Here is an 18,340-nt window from a genome sequence, read left to right on the forward strand (position 1 = left end):
CTCAGCGCCGATGGTACTGCAAGGGGGACCTTGTGGGAGAGTAGGACACCGCCGGACTTCTTTCGAGAAAAGCCAGCCTTCGGGCTGGCTTTTCTTGTTTAACCCGCGAGTTCAAGCTGCGAGCCGTCTGGTCACCCGTCGGCTGCGCTCTCGAGGGCATCCATGGCGGCGGCGATCTGCTCGACCTGGGCCGGCTCGAGCTCGTCGAAGATGGCGAGCACACGTGCGGCCCGCTCGGCCCGTGCCCGCAGGATGGCGTCGACACCCGCCGGGGTGGACAGGATGAAGAACGAGCGCCCGTCGTCGGGATCGGGCTGGCGAGCCACCAGGGCGCGGCTCTCGAGGTCGGCCAGGAGGCGTGTGACGGTCGGTGCGGCCACGCGTTCGGCGCGCGCGAGATCGCCCGGTCTGATCGGGCCGCCGGTGACGATGGTCGAGAGTGCGGAGATCTGCCCGGGGGTGAGCTCGCTGGCTGCGCGGATGCGCCGGTTGAACCGTCCCAGCGCGAAGGCGAGGCGTGCCGCGAGTTCGGCGCGATCGGATTCGAGGGGCATGGTGTGTTCCTCCAGATGGTTGAGGTCGAGTCTTACACACCCCTGAACGATCGGGCCGCGACGCGGTGGGAGAATCGGGAGGTGGAGTCGTGGCCTGGGTTCGTTCGTGGTGACCGGGGCTACCGCAGGATCGTGGTCGCGCTCTTCGCGGCGGGCTTCGCGACCTTCGCGCAGATCTTCGGAGCCCAAGCGGTGCTTCCGGTCGTGCGCGACGATCTGGGGGCTCCAGCGTCGACCGCGGCGCTCCTGGTGTCAGTGACGACGGTTGGTCTCGCGGTGTCGGTGCTGCCGTGGTCGTGGGTGGCCGATCGGCTGGGGCGGGTACGCGCCATGAAAGTGTCGTTGGTCGCCGCGACGGTGCTCTCGCTCCTCGCGCCGCTGGCTCCGGGGTTCGGCGGTGTGCTGACGGTTCGCGGGCTCGTGGGGTTGGCGCTCGGCGCGGTGCCGGCGGTCGCGGTGGCCTACCTGGCAGAAGAGCTTCACGTCGACTGGGTCGGTGTGGCCGCCGGCACCTACGTGGCGGGCAACACCCTGGGCGGCATCGTGGGGCGGGTGACCGCGGGGCCCATGGCTGAGCTGGCCGGCTGGCGTGAGGGGATGCTCGTCGTCGCAGCGCTCTCGGCGTTGTCGGCGGCGGTGTTCCTCCTGGTGGTTCCCCGATCGCGCGGCTTCGGCGCCCGCGTCGGTGGGGACGGTGTCGGCGCTCCCACGTTCGCGGTGCGGGTGTGGTCGAACCTGCGGGACCCCTCGATGGTGAGCCTCTACGTCGTCGGCTTCCTCGTGATGGGATCGTTCGGCGCGGTCTACAACTACCTCGGGTTCCACGTCACCGAGCCGCCCTTCGGCGTGCCCGAAACGCTCGTGAGCCTGTTGTTCGTCTCCTACCTCGCGGGTACCGTTGCGAGCCGGGGGTCCGGTGCGCTGACACGGAGGTTCGGGGTGGTGCCGGTGATGCTCGCGGGCCTCGCGATCATGGTGCTCGGTCTGGGTCTTCTCGCGGTCGACCAGCTCGCGGTCGCCGTGGTGGGGCTCGTGGTGTTCACCGTCGGATGCTTCACTGCGCATCCGGTGGCCAGTGGGCTCAGCGGGCGCTGGGCGCGAGTGGGCCGGGCGCAGTCGACGGCGCTCTACCAGCTCGCCTGGCTGGGCGGCACGGCGTTCTTCGGCTGGGTGATCGGGGTCGTGTACGACCACGCCGGCTGGTGGTGGGTGCTAGGAGCGATCGGCGGGATGTGCGCGGTCGCCGCCCTGGTGGTGGTCACCGGGCTGAGGGGGCGGGCTGCGTCGGAGTGAGGGATGGCGCTAGAATGTGTACGCTGTTCACATTCCGATCGCGCCGGATTCGGGACGGCGCTCCGCGCATCCGGAATATCCCCGGTCGCCGGAGGCTTCACCTCTGAAGACTCCCACCTCCACCTCCACGACTTCGACGGGACCACTCTGTGACCGAACGTACAGCCGAAGCCACCGCCTCGGACACCTCCGCCTCCACGCTCGACCGCCGCAACAAGCTCGTCATCAATCTGCTGCTCGTGTCGGCGTTCGTCGTGATCCTCAACGAGACGATCATGGGCGTCGCGATCCCGCACCTGGTGACCGACCTCGGCATCACCGAGGTCGCGGCCCAGTGGCTCTCGACGGCGTTCATGCTGACGATGGCCGTGGTGATCCCCATCACGGGGTTCCTCCTGCAGCGCTTCCACACCCGGCCCATCTTCATCGCCGCGATGTCGCTGTTCAGCCTGGGCACGCTCATCGCCGCGGCTGCGCCGGGCTTCGAGGTGCTGCTCGTGGGGCGCGTGGTGCAGGCCAGCGGCACCGCCATCATGATGCCGCTGCTCATGACCACGGTGATGACGCTGGTGCCGCCCGCGACCCGTGGCCGCACCATGGGCAACATCTCCATCGTCATCTCGGTCGCCCCCGCCCTCGGGCCCACCATTTCGGGACTCATCCTCAGCACGCTCTCGTGGCGGTGGATGTTCATCCTGGTGCTGCCCATCGCCATCGGGGCACTCGTGCTCGGGTTCCTCAAGGTGCAGAACGTGACCGAGCCGCGCCCGGCCCCGATCGACGTGTTCTCGATCGTGCTCTCCGCGTTCGGGTTCGGTGGTTTGGTGTACGGGTTGAGCAACCTCGGTGCGGGCGGGGCCGATCCGCTGTCGAGTTGGCTGCCCCTCGGCGTCGGGCTGGTGGCGCTGGCCGCCTTCGTGTGGCGGCAGCTCTCGCTGCAGCGCTCGGACAAGGCGCTGCTCGACCTGCGCACCTTCCGTTCACCGGTGTTCGCGGTGGCCATCGTGATGATGGCGATCAGCATGATGGCGCTGTTCGGCACGGTCATCGTGCTTCCGTTCTTCCTGCAGGACGTGCTGCAGCTCGATGCGCTCTCCACCGGCCTGCTGCTGCTGCCGGGCGGGCTCGTGATGGGTGCTCTCGCGCCCGTGGTGGGCCGGCTGTACGACCGCGTCGGCGCCCGCCCGCTCCTCATCCCGGGGGCGATCGTGGTGAGCGGCGTACTCTGGGGGCTCACCCTGGTGAACGAGAACACCTCGGTGTGGTGGGTGCTCGCCGCGCACGTGGCGCTGAGCGCCGGGCTCGCGTTCATGTTCACGCCGCTGTTCACCTCGGCGCTCGGGTCGCTCCGGCCGCAGCTGTACTCGCACGGCTCCGCCATCATCGGCACGGTTCAGCAGCTGGCGGGCGCCTCGGGCACCGCACTGTTCATCGCCGTCATGGCGAGCGTCACCGCGTCGAACGCCGCCGCCGGCGTGGCACCGCTGTCCGCGGCCGCGGGCGGCATCCAGGCCGCCTTCCTGTGCGGAGCGATCATCTCGCTGTTCGGCGTGCTGGCCGCGTTCTTCATCCGCAAGCCCGCTCTCTCGGAGGGCGACGAGCGGATGCTCGACGACGAGGCCGGGAGCGCGGCGGAGGGCGTGCCGATCGGGCACTGAGCGCGAGCGGGGGGATCGGTTTCGACGCCCAGGCGCTCGTGCTAGGGGGCTGAGCGTGCGGCGCGGTACTCCATCTCGGGGCGGCCCGGGGAGCCGTGCCGTGCTCCGCGCTCGGCCAGGCCCTGCTCGGCGAGGTGCTCGAGGTAGCGCCGGGCGGTGACGCGGGAGAGCCCGAGACGCTCGGCGAGTTCGCTCGCAGAGAGCGCCGAGGGGGAGGCCTCGCGCAGAGTCCGCCGCGACGCCTCCAGGGTGTCGACCGAGAGGCCCTTGGGGAGTGCGGCGTTCCGGTCCCTCCGGAGCAGCGCGAGGGTGGAGTCGACCTCGTGCTGATCGGTGACCTCGGCGGCCGACAGGCGTGCCCGGAAGTCGCGGTACGCCTCGAGCCGCTCGGCGAAGGCGCGGAACGTGAACGGCTTGATGAGGTACTGCACGATGCCGAGCGACACGGCAGATCGCACCACCCCGGCCTCGCGCACGGCCGTCACCGCGATGACGTCGGTCTCGATGCCGGCCGAGCGGAGCGCCCGCACCAGCTCGATGCCGGTGGTGTCGGGCAGGGTGACGTCGAGCAGCACGAGATCGATGCGGGTGGCGTCGCGCAGGATGCGGAGCGCCGTCGATCCGGTGCCCGCGACTCCCGCGACCTGAAATCCGGGCATGCGCTCGAGATACGCGCAGTGCGCCTCTGCCGTGAGGGGGTCGTCCTCGACGACGAGAACCCTGATCGGCACTGTCACGATGCCGCCTCGGGCTGGGCTTCCGGCTGCGCTCCCGCGCCGTCGACGTCAGCCCTCCGGGGCAGTCGCACCGTGAAGGCTGAACCGTTCACGGCGATGCTCCCGTGCAGGCGCGCCACCGCCTGGCGCACGAGCGCCAGCCCGATGCCGTGCCCGGGCGTCGTCTTGGTGCTCGTGCCGAGCGCGAACATCGCCCCGGTGAGCTCGGCTCGTGGCCCGGTGCCGTTGTCGCTCACGGTGAGCACGAACTCGTCGAGGTGGTGCTCGGAGCGCTCCTGACGGAGGGCCACCCGCGCGGCGGCGTCGGAGCGCCCGGCGACGGCGTCGAGGGCGTTGTCGAGGAGGTTGCCGAGGATCGTGATGAGCTCCTGAGCCGGGAGCGCACCGATCTCCACGCGATCCACGATGTCGAGGTGCAGCGCCACCCCGCGCTCGGCGGCCTGGGCCGACTTGCCGAGGAGGAGCGCGAGCAGAACCGGTTCGTCGACGGCCGTGAGGATGCGGTCGGCGAGCCGCTGGCTGAGGTCGAGCTGCGAAGTCGCCAGCCGGGTCGCCTCCTCGGTGCGGCCGAGCTCGACCAGCGCGATGATGGTGTGCAGCCGGTTCGCGTACTCGTGCGCCTGCGAGCGCAGCGCATCCGAGAGGGTGCCGAGCGCCGCGATCTCGCCGGTGAGCTCCTGGAGTCGGGTGTGGTCGCGCAGGGTGGTGACCGTGCCGACGGGGCCGCTGCCCTGACCGGACCGCGGGGTCACCACGCGATCACGGTCGACGACGAGCACGTGCGCGGGGGTGATGATGATCTCGTCGACCAGCACCGAGTCGTTGGCGAGGAGCGCCTCGAGCGCGGGGTCGAGCCCGAGCTCGGCCAGCGGGAGGGGGTCATGGCGGCCCCGGGGGACGCGTGCCGCCGGGCTGCCCAGGGCGAGCAGCTCGTCTGCGCGGTCGTTGCTCAGCACGATCCTGCGCTGGGAGTCCTGGAGCACCAGACCCTCGCCGATCGCGTGGAGCACGCCCTCGTAGTAGTCGAACATGCGGCTCATCTCCTCGGCCCCGCGCCCACGGGTGACGCGGCGCAGGCGCAGGCTGAGCGCCCACGAGGCCACCGCCCCCACCAGCACCGCGAGGCCGGCGGCCGCGAGCAGGGTGCCGATGCGCGGCGCCAGCGCCACCTGCGTGGCCGACACCGTGATGCCCGCCGACACGAGGCCGGTCACCTCGCTCGAGTCGCCGATCACGGGCACGACCGCGCGCACCGAGGGCCCGAGCGTGCCGGTGTAGGTCTCCGTGAACGACTCGCCCGCGAGCGCGCGGTCGATGGTGCCGAGGAACAGGGCGCCGATCTGGCTCGGGTCGCGGTGCGTGAACCGCACCCGGTCGGGCGACATGATGGTAATGAAGTCGATCCCCGTCGAGTCCATCACCGCGACGGCATAGGGCTGAAGCAGCGCGCTGGGGTCGGATGCGGAGACGCCGTCGATCACGAACGGGTCGTGGGCGAGGGTCTCGGCCACCGCGAGCGAGCGGTCGGCGGCGTCGCGCTCGACGTCGGCCCGCGCATCCGCCCAGCTCAGCCCCACCGCCGCGGCGGTGAGGGCCAGCACCAGACCGAGCTGCAGCACGAAGAGCGTGCTCGCGATGCTCCATCGGCGGATCATTCCCGGCTCCTCGCTGCGTCGGACGTGCTCCCACTGTAGGCGCGCGCGGGGCGATCGGCGCCAGCCCGGCCGCGACCACTACGACCACAACGCGCGCTCGCGATGGCGAGAAGGGAGGCTGTCGGGCACGACCCGATCGCGGGACGTGACACCACTCGAGGAGGAGGAAGCAATGGCGCTCCGGACAGTCACAGGTGAGAAGACGGGCGGCGCGAGCCGCCCGAACGGCGGCGCACGGCGCCGCCGGCTCGATCGATCGCACTACCTGTACATCTCGGTGATCGTCGCGGTGCTCGCGGGCGCGGTTCTCGGCCTCGCCGCACCCGAGTTCGCGGTGACGCTCAAACCGCTCGGCGACGCGTTCGTCGCGCTGATCAAGATGATGATCGCGCCGATCATCTTCTGCACCATCGTGCTCGGCGTCGGTTCGATCGCGAAGGCCGCGACCGTGGGCAAGGTGGGCGGGCTCGCCCTGCTCTACTTCATCGTCATGTCGACCTTCGCGCTCGGCATCGGTCTCGTGGTGGGCAACCTCATCCATCCCGGTGCGGGGCTCGACATCGGATCGACGGGCTACGAACCGAGCGGGAGCGGCGAGGCGGCGACCACGACCGAGTTCCTCGTCGGCATCATCCCCACCACGCTGCTGTCGTCGCTCACGGCCGGGAACATCCTGCAGGTGCTCTTCGTGGCCCTGCTCGTGGGCTTCGCGCTGCAGCGGATGGGGGCGAAGGGCACCCCGATCCTGGGGGCCATCCGGCAGATCCAGGCACTCGTGTTCCGCATCCTGGCCATGATCATGTGGGTGGCGCCGATCGGCGCGTTCGGCGCCATCGCCGCCGTGGTGGGCAACACGGGCTTCGCGGCCATCATCGGGCTCGGCACGCTCATGCTCGCCTTCTACATCACCTGTGCCCTGTTCATCGCGGTGGTGCTGGGAGGACTGCTCTGGTTCGTGACCCGGGTGAACATCTTCCGCCTGACGAAGTACCTCGCCCGCGAGTACCTGCTCATCGTGTCCACCTCGTCGAGCGAGGTGGTGCTGCCGCGGCTCATCGCGAAGATGGAGCACGCCGGGGTGTCGAAGCCGGTGGCCGGAATCACGATCCCCACCGGCTACTCGTTCAACCTCGACGGCACCGCGATCTACCTCACCATGGCCTCGCTGTTCATCGCCAGCGCGATGGGCACGCCGCTCGCGCTCGGCGAACAGATCTCGCTGCTGCTGTTCATGATGATCGCCTCGAAGGGGGCGGCCGGGGTGACCGGTGCCGGTCTCGCGACCCTGGCCGGCGGACTGCAGGCGCACCGGCCCGACCTCGTCGACGGCGTGGGCGTGATCGTGGGCATCGACCGGTTCATGTCGGAGGCGCGGGCGCTGACCAACTTCACCGGGAACGCGGTGGCCACCCTGCTCGTGGGCACCTGGACCCGTGAGCTCGACCGTGAGCAGCTCAAGGCGGTGCTCGCCGGCGAGCGGCCCTTCGACGAGTCGACGATGAGCGTGGACGACCACCTCGGAGCCGACGAGACGGCGGAGGTGGAACGGGAGAGCCGGCCGTCGACCGCCGCGATCGCGGCGATCGTGGGGGAGTGGGACCACCGCGAGGGGGAGCGTGCCGGCGCCGGCGCCGGTGCCGGGGGCGGGGACCGTGACCGTGATCAGGCGAAGGCGGGTCTGAGCGGGCGGGACGGCTGAACGCCCTGAACGCCCGGGCCGCTCTGACCGCCCCGGCCGTCAGGCCGAGGTCGCCACGGCGTCTCGCCGCCCGCCGTGCCCGGCGCTGGGGCGAGACGCCGTGAGGCGGCGCGCTGCAGAAGCTGTGCCCACCCCGCCCGGCTGGGGGAGTGGGCGATGAAGGCCGCGAGCAGCTCGGCTGTGGCCACCGCGTCGGAGAGGGCGCGATGAGCGTCGGTGAGCTCGATGGCGAACACCTCGCAGAGCGCGGCGAGCGAGCGGCGGCCGGTGGGGAGGAACTGGCGGGAGAGCCGCGCGGTGCACAACGACACGATCCCGGATGCGGGCGGGTACCCGATGCGGGCGAGCTCCTGATGGAGGAACCGGAGGTCGAAGCCGGCGTTGTGGGCCACCACCACTCGACCCGACAGGCGGGCCAGGAGACCGGGCGCGACGTCGCCGAAGAGCGGCGCACCCCGGAGCGCGGACGAGGTGATGCGGTGGATGTGGGTGGGGCCGGGCGGGCGCTGGGGGTCGACCAGGGTGTCCCATCGGCCGGTGACGGTGCCGTCGGGATCGGAGTGCACCACGGCGAGCTCGACCACCCGGTCGGAGGAGGACAGCCCCGTGGTCTCGAAGTCGATGGTGGCGAAGCCGAGGGGTGACATGGGACTCGATTCGGGAGCGGGACGGAGCGGAGGCTGTCGTCGCCGACACTAGGCCGGGCCACCGACAGCGACTCGTGATGCGCGAACCCGTGCGGATGTGCCAAGCTCGACGTGCACGACACGCGAGCAGCGAACCGACCGGAGGAGATGACGATGCCGTTCCGCAGCAAGGAGACCCTGGAGCGCTGGATCGCCGACTACGCGGCCGACCACACCGACGCCGCCGCGTTCGAGGTGCTGCGGCAGGACGGGTCGGACGGGGCGGACACCGGTCTCGTGGTGGTACGGCTCGAGAAGGCCACCACCGAGGTCTACATGCAGCCGGTAGCCCCGGGCGACCCGCACTGGGAGGTCGTGTTCGGCGCGCGCGCCGACGAGCTCTCGCTCGACCCGCAGGGAGTGCTCGACCTCGCCGCCGAGCTCGTCGCCACGGCGGCGCTCTGCACCTACCTCGAGGGGCGCTCGCAGCAGCACCTCGACGCGCAGGCCGCCGCGGAGCGCGGCTGAGCCGTCACCCCGGCGTCAGGTGGCCGACCAGCCGCCGTCGGAGGGCAGGATCACGCCGTTGACGTTGACTCCGTCGTCGCTCAGCAGGAAGGTGATGGAGGCGGCCAGCGCGTCGGCCTCGGCCGCATCGGGCAGGATCGTGAGAGCCGCCCGCACGCGCTCCGCACCCAGCTCCGAGGCGAAGGTGGCCTCGATGTTCGTGATGGTCGGTCCCGGGGCGACCGCGTTCACGCGGATGCCGCTCGGGCCGTACATGAACGCGCTCGACTTCGTGAGCCCGGCCACCGCGTGCTTCGACGCGGTGTAGGCCACGCCCGCAGCCGAGCCCCGGAGCGCCGCCTCGGAGGCCACGTTGACGATCGAGCCGCCGCCCTGCGCGAGCATGACGGGCACCACGGCGCGGGTGAGCTTCATGGTGCCGCCCACGTTGATGGCGAAGACCCGGTTCCACACCGCATCCGTCACCTCGCCGATCGGCGTCATGTCGTCCATGATGCCCGCCACGTTCGCCAGGGCGTCGATCCGGCCGCCGGCGGCCTCGACGATCCGGGCGATCGCCGCGTCGTCGGTGATGTCGGCGGCGACGACGACGATGTCGGAGCCCGGCAGCGCCTCGGCGAACTCGTCGAGCCGCTCCTGCGAGATGTCGACGGCGACCACCCGGCCGCCCTCGCGCACCACGCGCGAGGCGGTGGCGCGACCGATGCCCGATCCGGCGCCCGTGACGATGACGGTCTTTCCGTCGAAGCGGCCGCGGTCGAGCCGCTCGGTCCACTCGACGGGTGCCGGGGCGGACGTGGGGGAGACCGCGTCGTCGGAGGCGCCGGCCGCAGCCTCGGCCGGCGTGGAGTCGCCGCCCCGCGCATCCGGTGCCGTCGCCGCGTCGGCCACACCTCCAGCGGCGACCTTCGCGACCAGTTCGTCGATCGTCTCCTGGCTGAAAGCGCCCTTGCTGAGCTTGACCAGGCGCTTCAGGGCCAAGCGCTGCACCGGCCGCAGCACGTCGGGGCTCTGGCCTCCCTGGGCGAGCAGCTCACGCAGCACCGGGCCGCCCACGGGATGCTCGAGCCAGGTCTTGATGGAGGAGTCGCCGGAGAGTGGCGCGGGTGCTGAGGCCATGATGGTTCCTTTCAGGGGGCAACCGGACAACTGTGTCCGCTAGTAGGCTACCTCCCATGCCTGCGAAGACCAACAGAGGACCGGTCGCCGGTCCTGCGAACCGGCGGGCGCTCATCAGCGCCGCCCGCACCGTGTTCGCCGAGTCGGGCTACGACGCGCCCCTCAACGCGGTTGCGCGGCGCGCCGGGGTGGGGCAGGGCAGTCTCTACCGGCACTTCCCCGACCGGGTGTCGCTGGCTGTCGCGGTGTTCGACGAGAACATCGGCGAGCTCGAGGCGTTTGCGCGGTCCAAGCGGTCGAGTCTCGGCGGCCTGATCGAGCTCGTCATCGAGCAGGCGATCGTGTCGACCGCGCTGATCGAGCTGACGATGAACTCGGCCGATGACGAGCGAGTGAGGGTGCTGGGGGAACGGGTGGCTGCACTCGTCGACGAGGTCGTCGCCGTGGAGCGGGACCGTGGGCGCATCGGCGCCGAGGTCGACTCCGCCGACGTGCTGCTGGCCATCTCGATGCTGGCCGCGATCGTGTCTCGCACACCAGAGCAGGACCGGCGTTCGGTGGCGGAACGCGCTTGGGCGCTGTTCCCCGCATCCTTCGCCGTCACCGTGCATGGAGCGGGGATGGTAGAGTAGCGGTCACAAGGGGAGTACTCCCGCCTGCGGTCGATCCGTCAATACAGATGCGCTGATGCATCTCGGGTCGCCGGTCCGCATCGCTCACGCGATCGGGCGGAGGAGACCTTGGCGACATGTCCGCCGACCCCTTGGAGTACCCCCGTGAACATCACGCCTCTGGTGTGGATCATCACCATCCTGGTGACGATCGCCTTCTTCGTCTACGAGTTCTTCGCCCATGTGCGGAAGCCGCACGAGCCCACCATCGGTGAGTCGGCGCGGTGGTCGGCCTTCTACATCGGCCTCGCGCTGCTGTTCGGCGTGGGCATCGGCATGACCTCGGGCTGGACCTACGGGGGCGAGTACTTCGCCGGGTACCTCACCGAGAAGGCGCTGTCGATCGACAACCTCTTCGTGTTCCTGCTGGTGATGACGGGCTTCGCGGTGCCCAAGGCTTACCAGCAGAAGGTGCTGATGATCGGCATCGTCATCGCGCTCATCCTGCGCGGCGGGTTCATCGCGGTGGGGGCGACGCTCATCGAGAACCTGTCGTGGGTGTTCTACCTCTTCGGCGCGCTGCTTCTGTTCCTGGCCTGGCGTCAGGCGTTCGGCGACCACGAGACGAACCCGGCCGACGGACGGTTCATGCGCTTCGTGCGGCGGCACCTCCCCGTGACCGACGAGTACCACGAAGACCGGCTCACCGTGAAGAAGAACAGTCGGCGCTTCGTCACGCCGATGCTGCTCACGATCATCGCGATCGGATTCATCGACCTCGTGTTCGCGGTCGACTCCATCCCGGCGATCTACGGGCTCACCAACGAGGCCTACATCGTGTTCACCGCCAACGCCTTCGCGCTGATGGGGCTGCGTCAGCTGTTCTTCCTCATCGGGGGGCTGCTGGAGCGGCTGGTGTACCTCTCGCAGGGGCTGGCGGTCATCCTCGCGTTCATCGGCGTGAAGCTCGTGTTCCACGCGCTGCACGTGAACGAACTTCCCTTCATCAACGGGGGCGAGCACGTGGAGTGGGTGCCCGAGATCCCGATCTGGTTCTCGCTCGTGTTCATCGGGGCCACGATCGCGGTCGCCACCACGGCGAGCCTGCTGAAGACCAGGGGCGACCGCAGATCGGAGTCGCTCACGACGGAAGGACACGGACGATGAGCGGATTCTCGAAGCTGTTCGGCCTGGCGCAGAAGGCGCTCGACGGCGCGGCGTCGAAGCAGGGCGCCGCACGCGGCGGGTCGGGGCAGGGCGACTGGCGCGACCTGGTGCGGAACGCGGCGGATGCGCTCACGGGCGACGGGCGGGATGCGGGTGCCGGGCGCGGGTCCGGGGCCTCGCGGGACGCAGGTGCCGAGCCTGATGCGGGCCGGGCTCCGGATGCGGGCGGTGCTCGTAGTGCGGGGGCCGGCGCCGGTGCCGGGACACTGAGCCAGGCGGACCGTGCGGCGATCGCCCGCTACGACTACCTGCTGCAGACGGCGGATCCCCAGCAGATCGAGCAGGTGCACCGGGAGGCGTTCGCGCGGCTCACGCCCGAGCAGCGGCAGGAGATCGAGAACCGCATGTACGAGGAGCTCCCCGAGCGGGAGCAGCCGCGCTCGTCGTCGCCCGGCGACCTCGCCCGCGCGGCGGCGCGCACCGAGGCCGCCGAGCCCGGTCGGCTGCGCGGGCTGCTCGCGCGAGTGGGACGCGGGCGCGACGGTGGGGAACGGTCGGGAGGCTTCGGCCGGGCGGCCGCGGTGGGGGGTGCGGCCGCGGGGGCCGGGCTGCTCGCGGGTGGCGCTCTGGCCGCGGTTGCGGGCGGCGCGATCGTGAGTTCGGTGGCGGGCCCGCTGCTCGAGCAGGCCGTGGGACTCGGGGTCGACTTCGACGCGCTGGCCTCGGGCATCGACGTGGAGTCGATCGCGAGCGGGATCGGGCTCGAAGGACTGGCCGGGGTCGACGAGCTCGCCGCCGGAGCGGGCGAGACCGTGTCGGGACTGGGGGAGCAGGTCTCGGGCCTCGGTGAGCAGATAGGCGGGCTCGGTTCGGGCTTCGGTCTGCCCGGGCTCGACGACCTGTTCGGCCGCTGAGCGGCACGGCTCGGGTGTGACTGCACGGGCGGGCGGATCCGCACCGTGGAAGACTGTCACCGAGCGAGAAAGGCGGCCGATGGGAAAGCTGACGTACGACTCGACCATGTCGGTGGAGTTCGAGGACCGCGTCCTCGCGCACCTGCAGCTGGTCATCGCCGCGAAGCTCCGGCGGGGGGAGGCGTTCTTCTTCTCCTGGAAGGACGACCCCGCGGCCGGTGACGGGCGTACCTCGGTGTGGCTGCATCCGACCATCCCGCTGTCGTTCAAGTTCTACGGCAGCCGCCAGCCCGCCATCAACCGCGCTTGGGTCGAGTCGCTCATGCAGGCCGCGAACTCCACGCACGGCCTCCAGATCATCCCCGAGCCCCGGCAGGCCGGCGAGAACGGATCCCACGGAGGAGTCGAATGATGCGGGTGAACATCAAGTACGGCGGCAGCGACTATTCGATCGGAGGTCGTGGTGTCGACGACATCCAGTCGGAGATCGACGCGGGGATCGCATCCGGTCACCCCGCGTGGCTGCACGTGAACGCGGGCGAAGGGCAATACCAGCCCGCGCGGCTTCTGCTCGCGCCCGGCGTGAGCATCGCGCTCATCGCCGTGGACGAGGAACGGCAGGGGCCCGAGTTCACGCACGACCCCGCCTGAGACGGCGGGCTCAGCCGGCTGATTCGGCCTTCGCCAGCTCGGACTTCCAGGCTCGGAAGCCCTCTTCGGTGCGGCCTTCGCGCCAGTACCCGGAGATCGACACCTGGCCGCGTTCGAGACCGCGCTCCTTGAGCAGGTAGGGCCTGATGCCATGCATCACTTCCTGCGCCTCCCCGTGCACGAAGGCGTGCACCCGGCCAACGGGCCAGTCGAGCGCCCGAACGGCGGCCTCGAGCGAGTCGTGCCCGTAGAGGTGCTGAACGGTCGCGCCGGCCGGCAGGTCGAGGGGAGGCTCCGCGCCGGGCTCGGCGACGAGGAGGATCACGTGCGCGACGGCATCGCGGGGGAGCGCCTCGAGTGCGGCGGAGATGGCGGGCACGGCCGACTCGTCGCCGGCGAGCAGGTGCCAGTCGGCGTCGGGGTCGGGGCGATAGGCGCCGCCCGGGCCGTTGACGAGGATGGTGTCACCCGGCGCGGCCGCAGCGGCCCAGGGGCCTGCCACGCCGGAGTCGCCGTGGATGACGAAGTCGATGTCGAGCGTTCCCGCCTCGACGTCGGGGTGCAGCGCGGTGTAGGTGCGCACATCCGGCATCTGCTCGGGCGGGAGCACCCCGCGCAGGGCGCGCACGTCGAGAGGCTCGGGCAGCTGCACGCCCGGTTTGGGGAAGACGAGCTTCACGTAGCGGTCGGTGAAGCGGCTCTCGGCGAAGGCCGAGAGGTCGTCGCTGCGAAAGCGGACACGACGGATGACCGGGGTCAGCCAGAGGGTCTCGGTGACGGTGAGGTGGGTGGTGGGCACAGTGTCCTCTCGCTCGGGCGCGATGAGGTTAGCCTACCCTGGCTCGGGCGGTGCGGAGCCGGGAGTCACTTCGCGGTGGTCGTGACCGTGGGGGAACTGGGAGCCTTCGTCGAGGCCACCTGGAGGCCGACGCGGACCGTCTGACCCGGCGCGGGCGCTGCGGCCCAGTCGGAGCCGGTGCAGGTGATGGAGGTCTTCGCCTTCACCGTGCAGGTCACGCCCCACGAGTTGACGACGCCGGTGACGGAACTGTCCTTCCAGCTCACTGTCCAGCCCGAGACGATGGAGCTCGGGGTGATCTCGACGTCGGCCACGTAGCCCTCGCCCCAGGCGCTCTGGAGCATCCACTTCGCGGTGATGGCGGGGGTGGTGGGTTTCGGGGTGGTGGTGGGTGTGGGGGTCGCCGTGGGTTTGGGTGTGGGGGTCGGGGTGGTGCTGGGTTTCGGGGTGGCCGTGGCAGTCGGCTTGGGGGTGGTGGTGGGTTTGGGTGTCGCGGTGGTGGTGGGTTTGGGTGTCGCGGTGGCGGTGGGTTTGGGGGTGGTGGTGGGTTTGGGGGTGGCGGTGGCGGTCGGCTTGGGGGTCGCCGTCGGCTTGGGGGCAGCCGTCGGTGTGGGCGTCACGACGCTGCCGGAGCCCAGGATGGGCTTGAGGGCCGTCAGCTTGGCCGTCTGCTTCGTCGTCCAGTCGTCTTTGACGAGCCCACCGGTGTCGCCGCTGTTGGGGTTGAACGACCAGTAGGCGTAGCTGATCTTCTTCGACCCGAGGTACTCCACGAGTTTCGCGAGCCAGGCCTTGTCGCTGGCGGTCTCGTACTTCGTGCCGAACTCGCCGAGCAGCACGGGTGCGATCTTCTTCGTGGCGATGAATCCCCAGTTCTTCTCCCACACGCCGGGCAGGTTCGCGGGGTAGTTCGAGGCCTGGAACCAGCTCTGGTTGTAGACCGTCGAGGGGTAGTCGTGTGGCGAATACACGACGCGGTTGGCGACCGAGAGCTTCACCGGTTTCGTCGCGACACCCGAGAGGCCGCCGCCCCACCAGGTAGAGCTGCCGTCGGGCTGACGTTCCACCCCCTCCACCACGATGAGCAGCTTCGGGTTCACGGCGAGCACGGCGTTGCCCGCCCTGGTCGCTGCGGCCTGCCAGTCGCGTGCGCTGTCGCCGCAGCCCCAGCAGGCGTTGCCGTGGGGTTCGTTGTGCAGATCGAACCCGATCACCGACGACTGGTTCTTGTAGCGGTTCGCGAGCATCTTCCAGTCGGCGATCCACTTCGCCTCGCTGTAGCGCGAGGTGTACCAGAGCTCGGACTGGGCCCCGGAATCGGGGCGGTGCCGGTCGAGGATGACGTTGAGCCCGTATCCCTTCGCCGAGGTGATGACCTTGTCGAGCAGCTGCAGCACGGTGAGCGAGCCGAGGCCCGGATTGACCTGCTCGTTGATGGAGCTGGGCCTGGCCTGCTCGAGGCACTCGTTCGAGAACGGCAGGCGGATGGTATTGAACCCCATCGACGCGATGCTCGCGAGCCCCTGGTCGAGCGAGATCGACCACAGCCCGTGCGGCGCGCAGTTGCTGGTCTCCATGCCGAACCACGCCGCCGCTTTGATGACGTAGGTGCTGCCGGAGGCGGTCTTCAGGCTCGAGCCGCTCGTGGTGAGCCAGCCGGGGAGGGTCGCGGCGGCGGCCGGCGCGGCGGGCACGACGAGGGCACCCACGGCGAGTACCGTGGCGGCACCCACCGCGACCAGGCGGCGGCGCCAGACAGACCACACGTTCATGAGACCTCCGACCCGAACGACATCCCCAAAAGATCGTCACCGCCGGCCGAGGTGCTGAGCGCGGCGGTACCCCCATCGTAAGCGATACTCGACAGATGGCCACCCCGCCCTCCCTGCGCACCCGGCACCTGCATCCCGCCTGGATCGTCGCGGCCGTCGCCTTCCTCGCGCTGGTGGGCGCGGCCGGGTTCCGCGCGGCGCCCAGCGTGCTCATGCTGCCGCTCCAGGAGGAGTTCGGCTGGTCGCGCACCGAGCTCTCCCTCGCCGTCACCGTGAATCTGCTGCTGTTCGGGCTCACGGCGCCGTTCGCCGCGGCTCTCATGGCGCGGTTCGGGATGCGCGCGGTCACCACGGCGGCGCTGCTGCTGGTCGCGGCGGGTGCGGCCGTGAGCGTGTTCGCGACGGCGCCGTGGATGCTCGTGCTCACCTGGGGCGTGATGATCGGCCTCGGCACGGGGTCGATGGCGCTGGTGTTCGCCGCGACGGTCGCCGACCAGTGGTTCGTGCGGAGCCGGGGGCTGGTGGTGGGCGTGCTCACGGCGGGCAGCGCCACGGGGCAGCTCGCGTTCTTGCCGTTCATCGCACTGTTGGTCGAGCGCGACGGCTGGCGCGCCGCGTCGCTGCTCGTGGCGCTCGGGGCCTTCGCGGTGGTGCCGCTCGTGCTCATCTGGCTGCGAAACCGGCCGGCCGAGCTGGGCATCACGCCCTACGGCGCACCCGCCGACTGGAGCCCGCCGGCCCCGCGCACGGGCAACCCGGCCCGCATCGCGCTCGGCACGCTCGCGCGGGCGGCGAAGAAGCGCACCTTCTGGGCCCTCGTGGCGGGCTTCGCCATCTGCGGGGCGACCACGAACGGGCTCGTCGGCACCCACTTCATCCCGAGTGCCCACGACCACGGGATGCCCGAGACGACCGCGGCGGGGTTGCTCGCGGTGGTGGGGGTGTTCGACATCGTGGGGACCATCGCCTCGGGGTGGCTGACCGATCGGGTCAACCCGCGCATCCTGCTGGCCGTCTACTACGCGGGGCGCGGGCTGGGGCTGCTGGTGCTGCCGTTCCTGCTGTCGGAGGCGGTGCATCCGCCGATCATCGTGTTCGTGGTGATCTATGGGCTCGACTGGGTGGCGACCGTGCCGCCGACGGTGGCGCTGTGCCGCGAGGTGTTCGGGCCCGACGGGCCGGTCGTGTTCGGGTGGGTGTTCGCGGCGCACCAGGTGGGGGCGGCGATCGCGGCCACCGTGGCGGGGGTGGTGCGCGACTCGACGGGGGAGTACACACTGGCGTGGTTCGGGGCGGCGGGGCTGTGCGTGGTGGCGGCGGTGGTGAGTGTGTCGATCCGGCGGGCGCGGGCCGGGGAGCCGGCGGCTCGCGGCGTAGGTTCTGCATAGGATTCCGGGGGTGCATCGACACTATGGGCTTGCACCCCCGGAATCCTCTGCAGAACCTACGTGCCCGGCAGGCGCGGAGGGCCTCGGGTGGGTGCGGCCGGTCAGCCGGGCGGTGGCTCAGGTCCAGGGCCGGGCGGAGCGGGCGGCCCAGTAGACGGCGGCGGGCTCGGCGAGGTGCGTGAGATCGGCGCCGGGCGCGGGTGGCTGGGCGCGGAGGTTCTCGCGGAGCTGGCGGCGGGTGACGGCTCCGGTGAGCACCACGTCGGCCCAGGGCTGCGCGACGGCGGCGCCCAGGGCGAACGACTCGAGCGTCTGGCTGTCGCGCTCGGCAGCCACGCGGGCGGCCTGCGCGTGCGGGTCGGCCGGGCCGTCGCCGGTGAGGGCGCCCGCCTCGGTCAGCCGGCCGTTGGCGAGGGCCTCCTTCACGACGACCAGCCAGCGGGCGTCGTTCGCCCGGGCGAGGGCCGACCCGGCGGAGGGCTCGAGTAGGTTCCAGGTGCTCTGCACCGCCGAGAACGGGGAGTCGCGGAGCGCGAGAGCGGCGTCGATGACGGCCGCCTGCGAGGGGCCGCTCGTGGAGAAACCGATCCGCACGCCCTCGGCCGTGAGCCCGCGGAGGCGGTCGAGCAGAGCGGAGTCGGTGAGGGCCGGGCTGTCGGGCGTGAGCGAGTGGATGAGGTACACGTCGGGCCGGCCGCCCAGAGCCTCCAGCGTCTCGGGCCACTGGCGATCGAAGAGCGCGGTGTCGTGCTCTTTGCGCTCGTGCACCTCGGCCGACATGCTCCAGTCACCGACGTACTCGTAGCCCCACTTCGATCCGATGGTGAGCTCGTCGCGGCGACCGGGATGCGCGGCGAGCCAGCTCCCGAGGAACTGCTCGGCCAGCCCGTAGCTGCGGGCGGCATCGACGTAGCGGATGCCGAGCCACCAGGCCGCGTCGAGCACCTCGTGCGCGTGGCGGCGCAGGGCCTCGACCGAGCGGTCGGCATCGGGACCGAGGTCGGATGCGCGGCCGGTGGTGATGTAGGCGGGGCGCCCGAGGGCGGCGAGGCCGAGGCCGAGGTGCGAGGCGAGGGTTCCGGACTCGGAGCCCGCTCCCGGGTGCGTCGTGGAGGGATCGATCGGTGTCACAGGGCGAGTCTGCCACTCCGGGGTGCGCTGTTCCGGAA

Annotated in this window: 18 protein-coding genes; 10 read left to right on the forward strand and 8 right to left on the reverse strand. The window is 70.9% G+C overall.

What is annotated here, in order from left to right; all coding sequences use genetic code 11:
- Positions 1 to 131 precede the first annotated feature (131 nt).
- Positions 132 to 554 (reverse strand): MarR family winged helix-turn-helix transcriptional regulator, encoded by a 423-nt coding sequence (locus N1031_RS13200; RefSeq protein WP_259480160.1) that lies wholly within the window; start codon positions 552 to 554, stop codon positions 132 to 134.
- Positions 555 to 635: 81 nt separating this feature from the next.
- On the opposite strand from N1031_RS13200, the gene N1031_RS13205 reads away from it, so the two are divergent.
- Positions 636 to 1,847 (forward strand): MFS transporter, encoded by a 1,212-nt coding sequence (locus N1031_RS13205; RefSeq protein ID WP_259480161.1) that lies wholly within the window; start codon positions 636 to 638, stop codon positions 1,845 to 1,847.
- Positions 1,848 to 1,996: 149 nt separating this feature from the next.
- The gene (locus tag N1031_RS13210; protein ID WP_259480162.1) at positions 1,997 to 3,505 is read left to right on the forward strand and encodes an MDR family MFS transporter; all 1,509 of its coding nucleotides are present in this window, start codon (positions 1,997 to 1,999) and stop codon (positions 3,503 to 3,505) included.
- Between the two features lie 41 nt (positions 3,506 to 3,546).
- Here N1031_RS13210 and N1031_RS13215 read toward each other — a convergent pair whose 3' ends face one another.
- Positions 3,547 to 4,242: a response regulator gene (locus N1031_RS13215; protein ID WP_259480163.1), complete on the reverse strand. Its 696-nt coding sequence runs from the start codon at positions 4,240 to 4,242 to the stop codon at positions 3,547 to 3,549.
- Complete coding sequence (locus tag N1031_RS13220; RefSeq protein ID WP_259480164.1) at positions 4,239 to 5,897, reverse strand: sensor histidine kinase; 1,659 nt, start codon at positions 5,895 to 5,897, stop codon at positions 4,239 to 4,241. The genes N1031_RS13215 and N1031_RS13220 overlap by 4 nt, the downstream gene beginning before the upstream one ends.
- A 172-nt stretch (positions 5,898 to 6,069) precedes the next feature.
- On the opposite strand from N1031_RS13220, the gene N1031_RS13225 reads away from it, so the two are divergent.
- On the forward strand, positions 6,070 to 7,596 hold the full coding sequence (locus N1031_RS13225) for a cation:dicarboxylate symporter family transporter (RefSeq protein ID WP_259480165.1): 1,527 nt from the start codon (positions 6,070 to 6,072) through the stop codon (positions 7,594 to 7,596).
- On the opposite strand, the gene N1031_RS13230 is transcribed toward N1031_RS13225, so the two are convergent.
- Entirely contained in the window at positions 7,560 to 8,243 is a 684-nt protein-coding gene (locus tag N1031_RS13230) for a 3'-5' exonuclease (protein ID WP_259480166.1), read from the reverse strand. The genes N1031_RS13225 and N1031_RS13230 overlap by 37 nt on opposite strands.
- Positions 8,244 to 8,396: 153 nt before the next feature.
- Here N1031_RS13230 and N1031_RS13235 point away from each other — a divergent pair, with 153 nt between their 5' ends.
- Positions 8,397 to 8,750 carry a protein-L-isoaspartate carboxylmethyltransferase gene (locus N1031_RS13235; protein WP_259480167.1) on the forward strand — a complete coding sequence of 118 codons (354 nt, stop codon included), beginning with the start codon at positions 8,397 to 8,399 and terminating at the stop codon, positions 8,748 to 8,750.
- Between the two features lie 15 nt (positions 8,751 to 8,765).
- On the opposite strand, the gene N1031_RS13240 is transcribed toward N1031_RS13235, so the two are convergent.
- Entirely contained in the window at positions 8,766 to 9,869 is a 1,104-nt protein-coding gene (locus N1031_RS13240; RefSeq protein ID WP_259480168.1) for an SDR family NAD(P)-dependent oxidoreductase, read from the reverse strand.
- Positions 9,870 to 9,925: 56 nt separating this feature from the next.
- Between N1031_RS13240 and N1031_RS13245 the strand changes: the two genes are divergently transcribed.
- The 5 genes from N1031_RS13245 to N1031_RS13265 all read left to right on the forward strand — a co-directional run bounded on the left by N1031_RS13245 (position 9,926) and on the right by N1031_RS13265 (position 13,212).
- Positions 9,926 to 10,501, forward strand: a complete 576-nt coding sequence (locus N1031_RS13245; protein WP_259480169.1) for a TetR/AcrR family transcriptional regulator — start codon at positions 9,926 to 9,928, stop codon at positions 10,499 to 10,501.
- Between the two features lie 144 nt (positions 10,502 to 10,645).
- On the forward strand, positions 10,646 to 11,647 hold the full coding sequence (locus N1031_RS13250; protein ID WP_259480170.1) for a TerC family protein: 1,002 nt from the start codon (positions 10,646 to 10,648) through the stop codon (positions 11,645 to 11,647).
- Positions 11,644 to 12,561, forward strand: a complete 918-nt coding sequence (locus N1031_RS13255) for a hypothetical protein (RefSeq protein WP_259480171.1) — start codon at positions 11,644 to 11,646, stop codon at positions 12,559 to 12,561. Before N1031_RS13250 ends, N1031_RS13255 begins: the two co-directional genes overlap by 4 nt.
- Positions 12,562 to 12,640: 79 nt before the next feature.
- Positions 12,641 to 12,973: a DUF7882 family protein gene (locus N1031_RS13260; protein ID WP_259480172.1), complete on the forward strand. Its 333-nt coding sequence runs from the start codon at positions 12,641 to 12,643 to the stop codon at positions 12,971 to 12,973.
- A gap of 5 nt (positions 12,974 to 12,978) precedes the next feature.
- The gene (locus N1031_RS13265; RefSeq protein WP_259480173.1) at positions 12,979 to 13,212 is read left to right on the forward strand and encodes a hypothetical protein; all 234 of its coding nucleotides are present in this window, start codon (positions 12,979 to 12,981) and stop codon (positions 13,210 to 13,212) included.
- Between the two features lie 10 nt (positions 13,213 to 13,222).
- Here N1031_RS13265 and N1031_RS13270 read toward each other — a convergent pair whose 3' ends face one another.
- Positions 13,223 to 14,011, reverse strand: coding sequence for a siderophore-interacting protein (locus tag N1031_RS13270; protein ID WP_259480174.1), 789 nt, complete (start codon positions 14,009 to 14,011; stop codon positions 13,223 to 13,225).
- A gap of 65 nt (positions 14,012 to 14,076) precedes the next feature.
- Complete coding sequence (locus tag N1031_RS13275; RefSeq protein ID WP_259480175.1) at positions 14,077 to 15,783, reverse strand: cellulase family glycosylhydrolase; 1,707 nt, start codon at positions 15,781 to 15,783, stop codon at positions 14,077 to 14,079.
- A 95-nt stretch (positions 15,784 to 15,878) separates the two neighbouring features.
- Here N1031_RS13275 and N1031_RS13280 point away from each other — a divergent pair, with 95 nt between their 5' ends.
- Entirely contained in the window at positions 15,879 to 17,171 is a 1,293-nt protein-coding gene (locus N1031_RS13280; protein WP_259480176.1) for an MFS transporter, read from the forward strand.
- Positions 17,172 to 17,288: 117 nt separating this feature from the next.
- Here N1031_RS13280 and N1031_RS13285 read toward each other — a convergent pair whose 3' ends face one another.
- Positions 17,289 to 18,302: an aldo/keto reductase gene (locus tag N1031_RS13285; protein ID WP_259480177.1), complete on the reverse strand. Its 1,014-nt coding sequence runs from the start codon at positions 18,300 to 18,302 to the stop codon at positions 17,289 to 17,291.
- Positions 18,303 to 18,340 lie beyond the last annotated feature (38 nt).

The organism is Herbiconiux moechotypicola, assembly GCF_024979255.1.
Classification (GTDB): domain Bacteria; phylum Actinomycetota; class Actinomycetes; order Actinomycetales; family Microbacteriaceae; genus Herbiconiux; species Herbiconiux moechotypicola.